Raw genomic sequence first — 18,089 nt, 5'->3', positions numbered from 1 at the left:
CTGAATTACTGAATTACTGAATTACTGAATTACTGAATTACTGAATTACTGAATTACTGAATTACTGAATTACTGAATAATTAAAATATGGAATTGTTATTTGTATAAAAATTTCGAATAAGATTTATTTAGACCTTAGTTCAAGGCCTTAGTTTTAAATCATAATTTAAAAACCATCAAATCGTTAAGTGAGTGTGTTATGCAAGCTGTACAAGTTAAAGTGGTAAACCCTAAAATTACTGAAGACGAAGCATTTTCTCTACCAACTCGTGCCACCGATGGCAGTGCAGGTATTGACTTGCGTGCTTGTATTGACGAGCCGTTAACGATTAAAGCAGGTGAAACCCATTTAATTGGCACAGGCCTTGCGGTTTATATCCAAGATCCTAATTATGCAGGTATGATTTTACCGCGTTCAGGTCTTGGTCATAAGCACGGTATCGTCTTGGGTAACTTGGTTGGGTTAATCGATGCCGACTATCAAGGCGAGCTGATGGTTAGTATTTGGAACCGCAGTGGGGATGACTTTGTTCTTAATCCAGCTGAACGTATGGCACAGTACATCGTAGTACCTGTTGCCCGTCCTGAGTTTGAAGTGGTTGCAGAATTCAGTGATGAAAGCGTACGCGGTGCGGGCGGATTTGGACATTCAGGTCGTCAATAATAGCTATTTTGACGGTCAATTCTGCTAGTAATTTTTAGATAGCCTTCAAGGTTTTGCTTAAGCTATATATAAAACCTTGCGCTATTAATTTTTATTTATCATTGAACACCTATCACGGTTATAAGGAGAGTAAGCAATGCCACCTTTTGCGGCGCAGCAATCCTTATTCCGTGCTTATGATATTCGCGGTGCCAACCAGTATTTCACTAGCAGTTTTATACAAGCGTTAGGCCATGCTTTTGCTACTCTCTACAATGCCCAAGATAGCCAACCGACTCAAAACATCAGTACTAATACTTCTGTTGAGACTAAGCAGAATGTTGTCGTTATTGGTTATGATATGCGTATTGGTAGTGAAGCCATTGCACATACACTCTCTACTGTATTAGCTCAGCAGGGTTTACGCGTAATCCAATTAGGTCTGGTTACCACGCCGATGATGGCATTTTGGGCAATGCAATATCAAGGTCATGGCATAGTTGCAACAGCGAGCCATTCTGCTAAAGACATATTAGGCATTAAATGGTTAGTAAATAACAAGTCCCCTAGTAGCTCAGAGATACATACGCTCTATCATCAGCTAACCGATCATCATAGTTGTCACGCTTATCCCGATAGCCAAGCTAACAATCCTATCTTTCATTCAGAAAATATTGAAAGCATTGATAATAACTATGACTCAAAATTACCAAGCGACTTGCTTGAGCAACTACCTGCTTATCAAGTAGCAAACGTTTATATCGATGCTATTGCGCAGGTATTTGAACAATTATTTCAGCATAATCACTCGGCAACTGCAGACAATCAGAAAAGCGCTTATAAACTTGATTTGGTCATAGTTGTTGACTGTATGCATGGCGCAACTGGGAGCATTGCTCAACGCCTGTTTGAACGTTTTTGCCAGCATGTTATTTTTCTCAATGACACACCTGATGGCAACTTTCCCCTTGGTAATCCAGATCCCACCGAACCAAACCGCTTAAACGAATTGCAACGAGCCGTTGTTTTGCATGCAGCAGATATAGGCCTAGCGTTTGATGGTGATGGCGATCGTTTAATGGTCGTTGATAACAACGGCAAAATAGTTACGCCCGATCATTTGCTCTATCTATTGGCACGTATTGCTATTACTGAGCACCCTAACTCTCTTAGCGCCTCTTTATTAGCGTCTGAAGTTCTTTTCGATATTAAGTGCGCCCATCATTTACCAAGACTGTTATCTGAGCTTGGTACTACACCTGTGATTAGCAAGACTGGCAGCAGCTTTATGCGCCAGCAGGTACAGCATCCTGACAATCAGATTGTCTTCGCTGGTGAATTATCAGGGCATTTCATCTTTAATGACAGCCGCTTTATTCCCTACGATGATGCGATGTATGCCGCATTACGGTTGCTGCATTGGCTTGACCAAACTAATGACGGTGTTAGTGATAAAAAACCGCTAGCAGATATCATCCATAGCTTACCTACTATAGTCAGTACTGCTGACCATTACTTGCCAATGCCGCAGACGGCTACTACCGACTGCTCTCTCGTAGAGCAATTAACGAGATTTTGTCATTATTTGCAGCATCTAGTAGATATGTCTACTCCTACTGATTATTCATCTAATCAGCAATTAAAAGATACTTGCCTGCCTGCCACGACATGCAAGTCATCAGTGTGTACTTGCGCTACCGCGAAAGCGCAAATAGCATTAAAACAGAGGCATGAATTACTACCTGTAGGAACCAAGCTGAGCTGTATCGATGGTGTGCGTTTAGATTTTGCGCATGGCTTTGGCGTACTGCGTCAATCAAATACCAGCAATAGCCTGACCGCGCGCTTTGCGGGTGACAGTATAGATGACCTAAAAGATATTCAGGCGACATTTGCCGTTTTATGCCGACCATTTAACGCAGCGCTAGCTGAACAGATTCTTGCTATTCCTGCGGAGTAGCCTCATAAAACATATCACTGTCTCATTAGATATAATAGAAAAACAACCAATTTAAAACCGGCCCTTAGGAGTTTGTAATGACGCTTAATTTAGATGATGCCAAAAACACCGCTGAAGTATTGACCACTGCTCTGCCCTATATCCAGCGTTTTGTTGATAAACTCATCGTCGTAAAATACGGCGGCAACGCCATGACCGACCCTGAGCTTGAGAGCTCATTTGCTCGTGATATTGTTTTGCTAAAGACCGTCGGTATGCACCCAGTAGTCGTACATGGTGGTGGCCCGCAAGTTGACAACCTGCTAAAAGAGCTCGGACGTCAATCAGATCGTATCGATGGCATGCGCGTCACTGACAAAAGCACCATGGATATCGTAGAGATGGTCTTGGGCGGTAGCGTCAACAAATCGATTGTTAGCTTGATTAATAAACATGGCGGTCGCGCGATTGGTCTTACAGGTAAAGATGCCAACTTGATTCAAGCCAAAAAACTGTTGATGGAAAAAATTGGCGCAGATGGTATCGCTGTACCAGTTGATTTAGGATTCGTCGGTGATGTGGTCAGCGTCAATAAAGACGTGATTAACATGTTAATTGCCTCTGATTTTATCCCTGTAATCGCGCCACTTGGCGTTGACGCTGAAGGCAATACCTATAATATCAATGCTGATCTCGTTGCAGGTAAAGTAGCGGAATTTTTACAAGCAGAAAAGCTGATGCTATTAACCAATATCAAAGGTGTATTGGGCCGTGATGGCGAAGTGGTAACTGGACTCACGCCAAAGAAAGTCGATAGCTTAATCGAAGATGGCACTATCTCAGGCGGCATGATTCCCAAAATTCAATGTGCGCTTGATGCGGTACGTAGCGGCGTCAAAAGCGCGGTAATCGTTGATGGCCGTGTCCCTCATGCGACCTTGCTTGAGATTTTTACCAACGAAGGGGTTGGTACGCTCATCAGTCGAGAAATAGATTCATCATTGAGCTAGAAAAATATAGCAATGCTAAATGTGAAAAAGCTAAATGTAGACAAGCCCGAGTTGATATAAACGCTCGGGCTTTTTTATGCATTTTTATCTTTAATAACCCCACTCTCAACTTCGAAAGTGATTGAAAAAAGAAGAGCACCTCACTAATCTATTGTTTTCGACCAAGAATACAATGGAGTTGTGAGATGCCCATAGACGAATTTATCATCAATATCTATTTAATGGTAGAGCAATATTAAAAAATAGTCGTCACCAAACCCTTGCGAAGTGCAGGTTACGCGCCAAAGCTAAGTGATCCTGAGGTTATTTGCATGGAGATGGTCGGTGAATTTTTACACCTTGATCAAGACAAACAAATTTGGCAATACTTTACCCAGCATTGGCAAGACTGGTTTCCAGCCATCGGCTCATACCCTAACTTCGCAAAGCACTGCGCCAATCTGTGGCAAGTCAAACAGCAGATACAAGATAACGTCAGTCAAATTGAAGGCCGTGACAACATTCATTTTATGGATGGCTTTCCGATACCCGTCTGTCATTATGGACGCGCTTATCGGCATAAGAATTATCAAGACTTAGCAGCTTTTAGCTACTGTGCGGCTAAGCAAGAGAGATACTATGGCTTTGAGGGACATTTGCTTGTTAACTTATCGGGCATGATTAAAGGCTTTACCTTTGCTCCTGCCAATGTTGATGAAAGAGCGGTTGCCCCAGAAATCACCACTCATATTCATGGGCTACTTGGCGCTGATAAAGGGTATATCAGCCCTAGTCTGACATCGTACTACGACGCTCAAGGCGTGGATTTACAAACGCCACTCAGAGCCAACATGAAAGAGGATAGACCCAAACCTGTGGTAAGGCGGCTAATGAAAGCCCGCCGTATCGTTGAAACAGTCATTGGTCAGCTATCAGAACGATTTAATATACAAAGGGTACGAGCAAGAGATTTATGGCATTTGTCTCATCGATTGATTCGTAAGATTCTTTCACACAATCTGTGCTTTGTACTCAACAAAAAACTTGGTAATCCGCCTCTTCAGTTTGATTTGCTTATTTCAAGTTGAGAGTGGGGTCTTTAATAATCAGCCTAGCTTAGTTTTTATAGCTCAATTTTACGAAAAAACTTTATTAAACTCAGACTCATCGAAGCCACATAGTAATACGGCTTGATCTCTATCTGCCAACTGACCTTCTACAATCGGACGTTTAATCATGCTGGTATTTTCCACGAGTAAACCTATCGCGTTGTCTACATTAGCATCAGCTGCTTGCTTTTGACTGTCGTCTAGCTTGCGCCATGTCGTACCACGCTTATTGAGCACTTTATCGATACCTAGCTCATTTACCCAGCGTTGTACTGCTTCTTTATCGATACCTTGTTTTTTATAATCGTGAAAATCGTAGCTGACATCTAGCTCGTCTAGCTTAGTGAAGGCTTTTTTCATCGTGCTACAAGACTTGATACCGTAAATGGTGATGGTCATAGTGATTCCTCATAAATATTCATTAACTTGTCTATTATACCTAAGGCTGACTGGATATAGAGAATGCTTTACTTTTAATCGTCAAACCTAGTAAGCAACTGCATCATATCGTCGCAATTTTCGCCAAATTACGCTATGCTATGGCATTGTCAAATTCCATCTATTTTGATCAGTATTAAACAAATTCATATTAAACAAATCAGTATCAACCAATTTCGAGCCGACTATGAGCAACGCCGTGACAGCAGACCAAGCAGAAAACAACTATTATAACCCACAAGCGATAGAAGCCGCGCAGCAGACCAAATGGGCCACTGACAAGCGCTTTGAAGTAAGCAATGAGCCAAGCGACAAGCCAAGCCGTTACATGCTGTCGATGTTCCCTTATCCGAGTGGTAAGCTGCATATGGGCCACGTCCGTAACTATACGATTTCTGACGTATTAAGCCGTTATTATCGCCTAAAAGGCTATGAAGTCATGCAGCCAATGGGCTGGGATGGTTTTGGCTTGCCAGCAGAAAACGCAGCGATTGCTAACCAAACGCCACCTGCTGCGTGGACATTTGCTAATATCGACAGCATGCGTGCGCAGCTTAAATTGCTAGGCCTGTCTATTGATTGGTCACGTGAATTTGCCACTTGTAGCCCTGAGTATTATCAGTGGGAGCAGTGGTTATTTTTGCAATTGTACAAAAAAGGCTTGGTCTACAAAAAGCTATCGACGGTCAACTGGGATCCTGTTGACAACACTGTTTTAGCAAACGAGCAGGTCATCGATGGCAAAGGCTGGCGTAGTGGAGCTGCCGTCGAAAAGCGCGACATCCCTATGTACTACTTCAACATCACTGACTATGCTGATGAGCTATTGGATGATTTGGATCAGCTAGAAGGTCACTGGCCGTCTGAAGTACTAACCATGCAGCGCAACTGGATTGGTCGTAGTGCCGGTATGGAAGTCCACTTCCCTTATGAGCTTGCTGGTGAAGAAAACACCTTAGACGTGTTCACCACTCGTCCTGATACCTTGATGGGTGTGACTTATGTTGCTGTTGCCGCAGAGCATCCACTTGCACAGTATGCCTCTGAGCAAGATGACGCAATCGCTCAATTCTGTGCATTATGTAAAAAAGGCTCAGTAGCTGAAGCTGATTTGGCCAAAGCTGAAAAAATCGGTATGGATACAGGCCTCACTGTGACGCATCCTTTAACTGGTGAAGAAGTTCCAGTGTGGGTTGCCAACTATGTGCTAATGAGCTACGGCTCAGGCGCAGTCATGGCAGTACCTGCTCACGATGAGCGTGATTATGAGTTTGCGGTTAAGTACGACCTACCAATCAAACAAGTCATCAATACCCCTGATGGCTATTTTGATGAGCTAAAAGCAGATGCCAAAGCGAACGATAGTGAAGTGAATCTTGCTTATACTGAACGCAACACTTTGGTTAATTCAGGTGAGTTTGACGGTCTAGATTTTGAGCAAGCATTTGAAGCAATGCTAGCCAAACTTGAGCCAAAAGAGCTGGCTAAGAAAAAGATCCAGTATCGCCTACGTGATTGGGGTGTATCTCGCCAGCGCTATTGGGGCTGCCCTATCCCAATGATCAACTGTGAGCATTGTGGTACGGTACCTGTTGAAGAGCAAGATTTGCCGGTTGTGTTACCAACCGACGTCGTACCTGATGGTCGCGGTAACCCACTCAAGAACATCCCAGAGTTTGTTAATACTACTTGTCCTAAATGTGGCAACCCTGCTGAGCGTGAGACCGATACCTTTGACACCTTTGTAGAGTCAAGCTGGTACTATGCACGCTTTGCTAGCCCAAATGATGCACAAAATATGGTCAACAAGTCTGCTGCCAATAAATGGTTGCCTGTTGATCAATACGTCGGCGGTGTCGAGCATGCGGTGATGCATCTATTGTATGCGCGTTTCTTCCATAAGCTGATGCGTGACGAAAACTTAGTCACAGGCGACGAGCCATTTGCCAATCTAATGACCCAAGGTATGGTGCTTGCTGGTACGTTCTACCGCGTCAATGTAGATGGCAGTACGACCTACTACTTTGCAGAAGATATCGATATCGATTTCAACGAACGCGGTCAACCAATCAAAGCTATCTTGAAGTCAGATGGACAGCCAGTGACGATTGGTAAGATCGAAAAAATGTCAAAATCAAAGAACAATGGCGTAGATCCACAGTTAACCATTGATAAATATGGTGCTGATACGGTTCGTCTATATACGCTATTTACTGCGCCTGCGGATCAAACGCTTGAATGGTCAGACGACGCGCTAAAAGGCCCTTATAACTTTGTGAAAAAAGTATGGCGCATTGCAACCGACCATATGCAAGCGCTAACGGCCGCCAATATCAGCATTGATACGCTTAACAGTGCTACCTTGAACACAGACGGTCTAAGCAAAGAAGCCAAAAACTTACGCCGTAAAACGCACGAAACAATTGCTAAGATTGACAGTGATTTGGGTGATCGTCTGGCATTGAACACGCCAGTATCAAGCCTGATGGAACTTGCTAATGAGCTGACTGGCTTTAACGCGAGTAATGAGCAAGAGCTGCACGTCAAACACGAAGCGTTGACCAATCTGCTGATTATGCTGTCTGTCTATGCGCCGCACGTCGGTGAGCATTTGCTTGAGCAATTGGGTCTTGATACATTAACTTTAGACTACCCAACCGTGGACGAAAGTGCGCTGGTACAGGACATGATCACGATGGTGGTACAGGTCAATGGTAAGATGCGTGGTAAGATGGATGTCGCACCAAACAGCGATCCTGAGCAGCTAAAAGAGCAAGCTCGCACTATGGAAAGCGTGGCAAAATTCATCACGGGCGAGATCAAAAAAGAAATCGTCGTTCCTAATAAATTGGTTAACATCGTGGTTGTAGGCTGAGGTATCTTGAGCTAAGTATTTTAGGCTTAGTGCTCTAAGCCTTCTTATCATATGAGGATAGCGTTTATGTCATACAAGCATCGAGCTGAGCAGGCGCAACCAGAATTAAGCGCACACAGTCTAGCTAATAGAAAGTCCCATGGCCAAAAGCTCGGAGCAGTCTTACTTGCCACGCTGCCAATGTTTGCCGTGGTAGGTGCAGCCGCTGCTCTTAGCGGCTGCGGCTTCCAGCTACGTGGCTACGACTCAGCGATGCTGCTTGACGTCGAAAAAACAGCGGTCATTATCGAAGACAATCGCACCTCCTTCCCGCTGAAACTACCATTGACGCGTCGCCTAAAGACGTTAGGTGTCGATGTTATTAGTAATATGAGCTCAGAAGAAGTTGCCCGTAATAACCAACAAGCAGGGGCTGAGTCTATTGCCGCTATCGACATTCGTAATGTACGTTTTAAGCGTTACGAATTGGTTGGCGTATTAACAGAAATTCGCTTGGTACTATCAGCAGATGTCAGCTATCAAACGATGGAAAATGGTAAGCCTGTAACACTGAGCAACCCCATTCAGGTCGAGCGAAGCTATCAGTACAACGAAGCATCTGTTAGTACTGACGATCAGCAAGGCGATCAGACTCGCGATTGGCTCTATGATACTTTAGCTCGCCGTATCACTGACCAGTATGTTGCTATCTCGCTTCCAAAAGTTGCACCTGCTGTCAAACAATCTGTGCAGATGAATAAAGGTGTGACACCAACCGTCGTCGTCGTACCACAACCGGAATAGTTAGTCGTTCTGATTATCAAACGATACCATTTCTAGAAATATGAGTAGAAAACTAAGCGAGTGTAAGTACTACCTTGAGTAGACTGGGCTAGCTTGATACTACTAATCATATTTTTGGAATTGGTATTACCTGCTCATCAACCTGTGTAACACCACGCTATGCAAGATACTTTCATAAAAGCCTATCCAAAACTACTGCAGCCTTCCGTTGCGGTAGCGGGCTTGTGGCTGGCGCACGGTGACGAGCCACTGCTGAGTCAATGGTTGATAGATGCGCTGCGTCCACACTGGCGCGCGCAGAACTATGCAATCAAACGTATAGAGCTGATTTCTGTCAAGAGCTGGCAAGAAGTACTGTCCGAGCTTGGCAGCCAGTCTCTATTTGATGATGCTAGCGCGGTAATCGTGACGGGTAATCATAAACCTGACAAAGCAGTTATCACCGAGCTGGAACGTTTTGCGGTCGAGGCACAAGCTGGCACACACGGTCATAGTGTGTTGTGGCTTACACCTAAGCAAGACAAACGCAGCCAGAGCAGCAAATGGTTTGCTCCTTTTGCGCAATATGGCAATGTCATTGATTGCAATTTATACAATGAGCAGCAGCGCCAACAGCTACTACAAATACAAGCTCAGAAGTTTGGCTTACGACTGTCTCAAGAGGCGTGGCAGCTACTCATGTCACACACTGAGCATCATCTATTGAGTGCTTATCAAACCTTATGGCGACTGTCTTATCTGTTTGCACCACAGCTAGTTGCTAACAACAGTACTAATGAAGATAGTGCTAATAACAATAGCACCGAACAATCTAATAGCTTTTCACAACCTGTGAATAATGTGGCATTGGATATTGCAGACCTACAAGCAGCATTGGTCAGCGACGCTCAGTTTAGTGTGTTTGATTTGTCTGATGCGATGCTCGCGGGTAATAGTACGCAGGTTGCCAAGATCATGTTTCAGCTAAAGTCGACCGATGAGCCCACTACTTTAATACTCTGGGCTATTAGCAAAGACATGCGTCAAATTATTCAACTTATGGACGGTCAAGACCCTCAAGCATTAGGCATTTGGCGTAGTAAGCAAGGGTTATACCAACAAGCTTGCCGCCGTCAGTCAAAACAACAAACGAGTGAATGGCCTGCTCTGCTTTACCGATGTGACCAAGCTATTAAAGGTCTTGTTCGTCAGCCAGCATGGGAGCTGTTATTGCAAGCAGCATTGGAGCTGGCAGGTAAGCGTTTATTTGCAATGCTCTAAGACTAGCCTGTCACCACCTCTTATTGTTTCTCTTATTAACAAGTTATCCACTTCTTCTCTTACTGATTTATACGTTTTTCTTACTGGTTTATACATTTAAACGCTGTAAATTCAGATTCTACTACCCTATTTTGTTCTCCTATAATCTCCGTTTTATTGATTTTTAGTAAGCGTTTCTTTTCTGTACCTATCTCTATTCTTGGCTACCTTAACCTTTCGTAAACTAATTTCCATTCCCTTTTGTAGGTGAAGTCTCTACTATATCTACACTTGATTTAATTGTGATTGGATTGTTGTCATGCGCAAAATAAGCAAAAAGTCTGCCATAAAATGGGGTGTTATTGCCTTAATTATCGTAGCATTAGGGGCTTTAGCCTATACTTTTTTAAAACCAGAAGAAACCACACCTAACTATTTAACCGCAACCGTTGAAGTCGGTGATATTGAAAACAATGTCATGGCGTCCGGTAAAGTAAAAGCGTTAAATACCGTCGATGTAGGGGCACAGGTATCTGGTGAAGTAAAACGCCTATACGTCGAAGTCGGTGACGAAGTCAAACAAGGCGATTTGATTGCACAGATTGATCAAGTGACTCAGAAGAATAGCCTGAGCAATGAACAAGCCAGTCTTGAACAAAGCGAAGCCGCGCTACAAAGCGCTCAAGCAGAATCGTTAAGCAAACAAGCCAGTCTAAAAAGTGCCTATGCCGATCTTGCCAGCCGTCAGTCTGAGCTGAAACAAGCACAGTCTGATTTTGCGCGTTTGCAAGACTTAGTCGCTATCGACGCTATCTCGCAGCAAGAATATGACACGCAAGCGACCAGTGTCGAGACCGCAAAAGCAGCCGTTGCCAATGCACGTGCAGCTATTGATACAGCAAAAGCCGCGATTGCGACTACCGAAGCCAATATAAACAGCCAACAAGCAGCATTACGCAAATCACGAACCAACGTCAGTACCGCTGAAGAAGATCTGAGCTATACCACTATTCGTGCGCCGATATCAGGTACCGTCGTTTCTATTACGACTGAGCAAGGCACCACCGTGAACGCCAACCAAACGGCGCCCACATTGGTGACGCTAGCGGATTTATCGACCGTACGTATCAACGCGCAAATCTCAGAAGCTGATGTCATTAACGTCAGTGCTGGTATGCCTGCTTATTTCAATATTATCGGTAATCCAGACAAACAGTATGATGCGACATTAACCGCTATCGAACCTGCCCCAGAGCAGATCAGTAGCACCAGCTCGACAGACGCTGCTATCTATTACGTCGGCTACGTAGAAGTACCAAACCCTGACCGCTTGTTTCGAATCGATATGACGGCACAGATATATATCATCGTCAACGAAGCCAAAAATACTCTATTAGTACCATCAACAGTGATACAAGAAAAGCGAACTAAAGAAAAAGGCAAATCAACAACGGGCAAGTTTGTACGTGTATTAAGAGATGACGGAACCGTAGAAGAGCGTACTGTAGAAGTCGGTATTGATAACCGAGTAAATGCGCAAATCTTAAGTGGTTTGAAAGAAGGGGAAGAAGTAATCATCAGTGAAGAGAGCGGTAAGAAATCAGATAGCGGCCGCGTACCTGGTGGACCTCAAATGTAACTTGTGCTTTGACTATGTTGAGTAAGAAAGGCTTGCTAAAAACATAGCAGCCCTTTCATAACAACACTATAACGCTTATTAGCCTTTATTAAAGACACTGCTATGACTATATCTCAATCTCCTAAACCGTCGAGTGAAGATAGCTCTGAAAGTAGCACGGCTCAAAACTTAGGGTCACACACTTCTGCTAATCGCTCAAGCAACTCAGCAAAAACCAATACCGCTACCCACTCTGCATCAGGCAAGCCCATTATGGAGCTGTCTGGCATTATCAGAGAGTTCCCTGCTGGTGAGCAAACCATTCGCGTCTTGCATGATATCAATCTGACGATTCACCAAGGTGAGATGGTCGCTATCATTGGACAGTCAGGCTCTGGTAAGTCCACCTTGATGAATATCTTAGGTTGTCTAGATCAAGCCACTGCTGGTGATTATAAGATTTATGGTCAATCCGCCCGTAAGCTTGATGCCGATCAGCTAGCAGAACTGCGCCGTGAGCACTTTGGTTTTATTTTTCAGCGCTATCATTTGCTTGGTGATATCAGTGCCAAAGACAACGTCGCCGTCCCTGCCGTGTATGCGGGCATGGATACCGAGGCACGCACCAATCGTGCTGAGAAGCTACTAACTGGCCTCGGCCTTGGCAATAAGGTCAACAATCGTCCCAATCAGCTCTCAGGTGGACAGCAGCAGCGTGTTTCTGTCGCTCGTGCACTGATGAATGGTGGCGATGTTATCTTAGCAGATGAGCCAACTGGTGCCCTAGACAGTAAGTCTGGCGAAGATGTCATGGCGATTTTGCATGACCTCAGCGCACAAGGTCATACCATTATCATGGTCACTCATGATCCAAAACTAGCAGCACAAGCGGAGCGTGTGATTGAGCTCAAAGATGGCCATGTCATCGCTGACTATCAAACTGAGCATTATAAGCACACAGACAAAAAACCAGAATCTATCCTTGGCGAGCATCGAAAAAGTGCCTTTGGTAGTTTTATTGATCGACTGCTTGAAGCTTTCAAAATGTCTTTGCTTGCCATGCGCGCGCATAAGATGCGTACTCTACTAACTATGCTCGGCATTATTATCGGTATTGCCGCAGTCGTATCTATCGTAGGCCTTGGACAAGGCTCTCAGCAGCAAATCCTTGCCAATATCAGCTCGTTAGGTACCAATACCATTACCGTCAATGATGGCTACCCTAGAGGCGATCCTAGACGCCGCTATAATGATGACAATTTGACACCAGAAGATGCAGAGGCGGTCGGCAATCAGCCCTATATTATCAGTGTCAGCCCTCAGGTAAATGCCAGCTCTAGTGTCCGCTATCGTAATATACAAGAGGATGCTACCGTCAATGGCGTTGGTGAAGACTATCTAAACGTCACTGGTGAGACATTAACATTGGGCCAAGGGTTTGATGCAAAAAGCATTACATTACGTAGTCAAGATATCATCATCGATGACAACGCTAAACAGACCTTTTTCTCAGATATTAATAACCCTGTTGGCGAGGTAATATTGGTTGGTAGTGTGCCTGGACGCGTGATTGGCGTCCTCGAAGAGAGCGACGGTGGCTTTGGTCCCAGTGTAACGACGCCTACTATCTATATGCCTTATACGACGGTGATGTCGCGCGTCACTGGTAGTACCAATATCGACCGCTTTGTGGCGTTGTTAGATGACAGTATCTCTTCTAGTGCCGCAGAGACGGCCATCTCTGATTTAATAGAGAGTCGCCATGGTAAAGATGACTTTGAGCTGCGTAATTCAGACTCTATTCGTCAAACAATCGAGTCGACGACAGGAACGATGACTCTACTTATTTCATCAGTCGCTGTTATTTCATTGATCGTCGGCGGTATTGGGGTGATGAATATTATGCTCGTCTCTGTCACCGAGCGCACCAACGAGATTGGCGTACGTATGGCAGTAGGCGCACGTCAGAGCGATATCATGCAGCAGTTCCTTATTGAGGCCGTTCTGGTCTGTATTTTAGGAGGGCTGATTGGTATTGGACTGGCCTTTGCCATTGGTGAGCTGATTAATAGTGTGGGCGGTGATAATTTCAAAGTTATCTATTCATCAACCTCTATTATTGCTGCTTTTGTTTGTTCGACGTTAATTGGTGTAGTATTTGGATTCTTGCCAGCACGTAATGCCGCCAAATTAGATCCTGTTGAAGCACTTTCTCGAGACTAATAATCGATTATTGACTCGCTTTAGCCAAAAATAGAGCAGTCAATATCGATATAATGGCAAAAATTTAAAGAAACTGGAATAAATTGGCGATTTTATAAGAGAATTACACTTTTTTTATCATGTGGGGTTGTAATTGTCATAATAATATATATAATGTGCTCTCACGTTTAGGGATACAAACACTTTAAACGTTAGGGCTGTTAGCTCAGTTGGTAGAGCAGTTGACTTTTAATCAATTGGTCCCGCGTTCGAGTCGCGGACAGCCCACCATATTTAGTTTAATCTTTATTAGTCGTTCTACCCTATCCGGTAGTAGACTAATAAAGATAAGTTTAAAAGACATCGTTAAGATGTTTAGTTTTAGAAAGTTCTTTAGTTAGAATTTTCTCTTGTAGAGTTAAAAAGCATCGCTTTTTTATATACTCTTCAGGGCTGTTAGCTCAGTTGGTAGAGCAGTTGACTTTTAATCAATTGGTCCCGCGTTCGAGTCGCGGACAGCCCACCATATTTAGAAAGCCCAGTTACTATCTTAGTAATTGGGCTTTTTTTCGTCTGGGCGTTTTAAATGTTGTTTCTTAGCTTTTATATACCTCTATTTATTATGCTTGCGTTTAAATAGTCTAAAGTTATCTCTCTTGCGCCATAGTAGTTTATGTCTGATCGTATCTTTGATGGTACGTGGGTGCTTAGGTGCATGAGCAATAAACTCATCGAACTCTGCCTCACTCATCGCTAGCTCTCGACCATGTGCCATCATCACCATTGACGGTTGCAATGCCCTGATTTTTTTTAGCGATTGAACATAGTCTTTAGGGTAGTAGACAGGAAATGGTGCTACGAACTTGTGTCGCAACTTAATGATTAAATCAGCGGTATATACTTCGCGACTGGGCAGATGAAACAAAGACAAATCGCGATCCGTGTGACCTGGGGTCTCTAATACTTGCCATTCATCAAAGTGTGGCACAAGCTCACCATCTGTGACGGTGATATCTGGTTTCAGACTTGCCGAGTAATATAGGTTTTTAAATGGCCTACCTTGACGTCTGGCCACATAATATCCTAGATGTATATCTACGAAGTGCATCGTGCACCCGCCAATACCGCTATACCACTGCTTCTTTTTATCAGCGGAGATAATTAGACAGCCAGTCTTTTCTCGAAACTTATTCGCACCGCCTGCATGATCCGGGTGCATATGCGTGACTACTACTACTTTTAGGTCGGTGATGGGTCGTTTCAATGTTGTCTCAATATAGTCAAGCACCATCGGTACATCAGCACGACAACAGCCATCTAACAGCATTATTTTATCTGGATATACTGCCAGATAGCTACTCTGGATATATCCTTCTAAACGTACAATTTCACATAGACTCATTGGTGTTCCCTACCTCATTCGTCATTATTATTGTGAGGCTTTTGTTCAGTTTTATAGCCAATCTTTAGTATAGCGCCCGTCACCACAAATGAAATGATTTTGAGTGAACGCTTGTGACTATATATAGAAACCATACGGCATACAGAGACTATGCAGCTAACAACTAATTATGGACAACTGACTATTAATAATTGCTTATATAATTCTATCTATGATAATTCTCACCTTATTAGCAAAAAGCAAAAACCCAGCACTTTGGCTGGGTTTAAGGAAACACTTAGTATCTTATTTAGTATTTTGGATAATTCGTAAATTACCTACTTATTAACTATGCAAGATCACGAACCTTTGGCTCACGTTCCCATAGACGAGACTTAGCATTGCTAATAAAGGCATCTAGCTCGGCCAATGGCGTTACGAACTCATCTTTTTCAACTGGGAGCTTACTTAGGATAAATTCATCAGTCGCGCCGCAATAGGCAATGGCTTTGCAATGATTGTACGCGTCGTTGAACCAATCTAATGCTGAACTGTCTTTTGCGAGCTTTTTAGCTTGGTCAGGCATGATGATACTAACGACGGCATCAAACATCACTGACGGACCACCAGCAAGGCGCTCATCAGCTTGTATGCGTGTACCATCATCCAATACGACTTCTTTGTTAGGCGCTACGATTTTAACGCTAGCACCCTGCGCTTTGGCAGCATCTTCGAACTTTTTAACTTCACTACTATTAGAACCTTCCGCGACTAATATACCGATCATACGGCCTTTTAGGCTATCAGGCGTTAGCCCGATAGTTTGTACCGCTTTAGAGGTTCCTAAGTCTTGGACAGGTGCAGCTGCGTCAGCTGGCTCTGGTAGCTCCATACCCAATGCCGTTGCTACGCGACTGGCCAAGTCTTCATCGATATGAATCAAATGGCTAAGCATACGCGTACGTACATGGGCTGTATCTACCTTACCTAGCTCAAACGCATAAGCGGTTGCGATATGTGCTTGCTCAGTTGCTGTCTGACTACGGTAGAACATACGTGGCTGACTATAGTGATCTGCAAAGCTCTCGTCACGTACGCGACCTTTTACGCCATCATCTAGTTGCTCATGGAATGAGTTGAAACCACGTTTAGCGCTTTCACGAGGACGAGTTGGATCTAGGCTTTGTGGCTCATAGAGTACACGTGTCTTAGGCACCTGCATTTGCATATGACCATCTTGCTGATTATTAGCAAACGGGCATTTCGGTGCATTGATAGGAATCTGGGCAAAGTTTGGCGAGCCTAAACGTGATAGCTGCGTGTCCAAGTAACTGAATAGACGACCTTGCAATAGTGGGTCATTACTAAAATCAACACCAGGTGGCAAATGCGATGGGCAGAATGCTACCTGCTCAGTCTCTGCAAAGAAATTATCTGGATAGCGGTTCAATACCATCTTACCCACGACTTTAACTGGCACCAATTCTTCTGGAATCAGCTTAGTAGCGTCTAAATGGTCAAATGGGAATTCGTTTGCTTCTTCTTCAGTAAATAACTGTACGCCAAACTCCCACTCAGGATAGTCACCGTTGTTGATTGACTCAAACAAGTCGCGGCGATGATAGTCAGGATCAGCGCCTGAGATTTTCACTGCCTCATCCCATGTAGTTGACTGTACGCCTAGTACTGGCTTCCAATGGAAACGTACAAAGGTACTCTTACCGTCTTTATTGATTAATCGATAGCTATGAATACCGAAGCCTTCCATCATGCGTAGGCTACGTGGTAGACCGCGATCACTCATCAGCCAAATTAGGTTATGCATGGTTTCAGGACTCAATGATACAAAATCCCAAAAGGTATCATGAGCAGACGCCGCTTGCGGGAAACCGCGATCTGGTTCTGGTTTTACCGCATGGATCAAATCTGGAAACTTCATCGCATCTTGGATAAAGAAGATTGGCATGTTGTTACCAACGATATCCCAGTTACCTTCTTCTGTATACATTTTCACAGCAAAACCGCGCACATCACGTGGCGTATCTTTTGAACCTTTGTTACCTGCTACCGTTGAAAAACGCGTAAATAGTGGCGTTTGCTTGCCTGTTTCTGTCAATACTTTGGCAGTCGTATATTCTTCTAGTGACTCTGTCAGCTCAAAATAACCGTGTGCTGCACTACCACGAGCATGGACGATACGTTCAGGGATACGCTCATGGTCAAAATGATTGATTTTTTCACGTAATACAAAATCCTCTAATAGCGTCGGTCCACGTGAGCCTGCTTTTAGAGAGTTTTGGTTGTCAGCGATGGCCACACCTTGTTGCGTGGTTAATACTTTAGTGTCGTCACCTGCGCGCTGATGTGTTTCACCACCATTGCCACGTTCCGTATTCATGTCTTTGGCGGGGTCCGTATGATCGATATTATTATTCATAAAAAGTCCTAGCTAATAGATTGAGAGTGCTCTTTTAAATCATTAAAAGAGTGCCTACACAGGTTTGATATCCTTTGAGATAGTGGTGACTTCATCTGTCATTTATTTATCTGTGTTTTCAGCATTGCTTAACGTTAAATTGATATCGCACTAAAATTCGTAAAGGAATAATAGGCTTAGGAGTTATACTACCCAAAAAATAAGTCAAATATAGTTGCGTATATAGTAAACCTTGTTGATGTTTGGTTAAGGTCTATAGACGCTATAAACCAGCAGCTTTAGTTGGTCTTAAAGGCGCATAAACGTTAACAATAGAATCTTGTAATGTAGTTATTCTTTAAGGTATTCTTTTTATGCAGTACTAGGGCATGTCTTCAATTGGATAAGCCCTAAATAATAGTTACAATACCGCATCTATTGAGTCGATGCGAGAAAT

The 18,089-nt window shown here is 43.7% G+C and carries 12 protein-coding genes and 2 tRNA genes; 11 read left to right on the top strand and 3 right to left on the bottom strand.

What is annotated here, in order from left to right; genetic code table 11:
• Nucleotides 1-199: 199 nt before the first annotated feature.
• The 4 genes from dut (at nucleotide 200) to JMY00_RS12900 (ending at nucleotide 4,659) form a co-directional block, all read left to right on the top strand.
• Complete coding sequence (gene dut, locus JMY00_RS12915) at nucleotides 200-664, top strand: dUTP diphosphatase (protein WP_201580448.1); 465 nt, start codon at nucleotides 200-202, stop codon at nucleotides 662-664.
• Between the two features lie 136 nt (nucleotides 665-800).
• Nucleotides 801-2,603, top strand: a complete 1,803-nt coding sequence (locus JMY00_RS12910; RefSeq protein ID WP_201580447.1) for a phosphomannomutase — start codon at nucleotides 801-803, stop codon at nucleotides 2,601-2,603.
• 77 nt (nucleotides 2,604-2,680) lie between these two features.
• A complete protein-coding gene (argB, locus tag JMY00_RS12905) occupies nucleotides 2,681-3,592 on the top strand; it encodes an acetylglutamate kinase (RefSeq protein ID WP_201580446.1) in 912 nt (303 codons plus the stop codon).
• Between the two features lie 242 nt (nucleotides 3,593-3,834).
• Nucleotides 3,835-4,659 carry an IS982 family transposase gene (locus tag JMY00_RS12900; RefSeq protein WP_240990758.1) on the top strand — a complete coding sequence of 275 codons (825 nt, stop codon included), beginning with the start codon at nucleotides 3,835-3,837 and terminating at the stop codon, nucleotides 4,657-4,659.
• Nucleotides 4,660-4,707: 48 nt separating this feature from the next.
• Here JMY00_RS12900 and JMY00_RS12895 read toward each other — a convergent pair whose 3' ends face one another.
• Complete coding sequence (locus JMY00_RS12895) at nucleotides 4,708-5,079, bottom strand: arsenate reductase (protein ID WP_201580445.1); 372 nt, start codon at nucleotides 5,077-5,079, stop codon at nucleotides 4,708-4,710.
• 226 nt (nucleotides 5,080-5,305) lie between these two features.
• Here JMY00_RS12895 and leuS point away from each other — a divergent pair, with 226 nt between their 5' ends.
• From leuS to JMY00_RS12860, 7 genes are all read left to right on the top strand, one after another.
• The gene (gene leuS / locus JMY00_RS12890) at nucleotides 5,306-7,993 is read left to right on the top strand and encodes a leucine--tRNA ligase (RefSeq protein WP_201580444.1); all 2,688 of its coding nucleotides are present in this window, start codon (nucleotides 5,306-5,308) and stop codon (nucleotides 7,991-7,993) included.
• 66 nt (nucleotides 7,994-8,059) lie between these two features.
• On the top strand, nucleotides 8,060-8,776 hold the full coding sequence (locus JMY00_RS12885) for a hypothetical protein (RefSeq protein WP_240990756.1): 717 nt from the start codon (nucleotides 8,060-8,062) through the stop codon (nucleotides 8,774-8,776).
• A 159-nt stretch (nucleotides 8,777-8,935) separates the two neighbouring features.
• The gene (locus tag JMY00_RS12880) at nucleotides 8,936-10,036 is read left to right on the top strand and encodes a DNA polymerase III subunit delta (protein WP_201580443.1); all 1,101 of its coding nucleotides are present in this window, start codon (nucleotides 8,936-8,938) and stop codon (nucleotides 10,034-10,036) included.
• Between the two features lie 298 nt (nucleotides 10,037-10,334).
• Nucleotides 10,335-11,654, top strand: a complete 1,320-nt coding sequence (locus tag JMY00_RS12875) for an efflux RND transporter periplasmic adaptor subunit (protein WP_201580442.1) — start codon at nucleotides 10,335-10,337, stop codon at nucleotides 11,652-11,654.
• Nucleotides 11,655-11,906: 252 nt separating this feature from the next.
• On the top strand, nucleotides 11,907-13,856 hold the full coding sequence (locus JMY00_RS12870) for a MacB family efflux pump subunit (RefSeq protein WP_240990757.1): 1,950 nt from the start codon (nucleotides 11,907-11,909) through the stop codon (nucleotides 13,854-13,856).
• 194 nt (nucleotides 13,857-14,050) lie between these two features.
• A tRNA-Lys gene (locus tag JMY00_RS12865) sits at nucleotides 14,051-14,126 on the top strand.
• 159 nt (nucleotides 14,127-14,285) lie between these two features.
• Nucleotides 14,286-14,361: transfer RNA gene (locus JMY00_RS12860), tRNA-Lys, on the top strand.
• Nucleotides 14,362-14,448: 87 nt separating this feature from the next.
• On the opposite strand, the gene JMY00_RS12855 is transcribed toward JMY00_RS12860, so the two are convergent.
• On the bottom strand, nucleotides 14,449-15,237 hold the full coding sequence (locus JMY00_RS12855; protein ID WP_201580440.1) for an MBL fold metallo-hydrolase: 789 nt from the start codon (nucleotides 15,235-15,237) through the stop codon (nucleotides 14,449-14,451).
• 328 nt (nucleotides 15,238-15,565) lie between these two features.
• Nucleotides 15,566-17,653 (bottom strand): catalase, encoded by a 2,088-nt coding sequence (locus tag JMY00_RS12850; protein ID WP_201580439.1) that lies wholly within the window; start codon nucleotides 17,651-17,653, stop codon nucleotides 15,566-15,568.
• Nucleotides 17,654-18,089 lie beyond the last annotated feature (436 nt).

Origin of the sequence: Psychrobacter sp. Pi2-52, from assembly GCF_904846705.1 — a bacterium.
In the GTDB taxonomy this organism is placed as follows: domain Bacteria; phylum Pseudomonadota; class Gammaproteobacteria; order Pseudomonadales; family Moraxellaceae; genus Psychrobacter.
The sequence above is the reverse complement of the archived record's forward strand: the minus strand, read 5'-3'. Positions and strand labels throughout refer to the sequence as shown.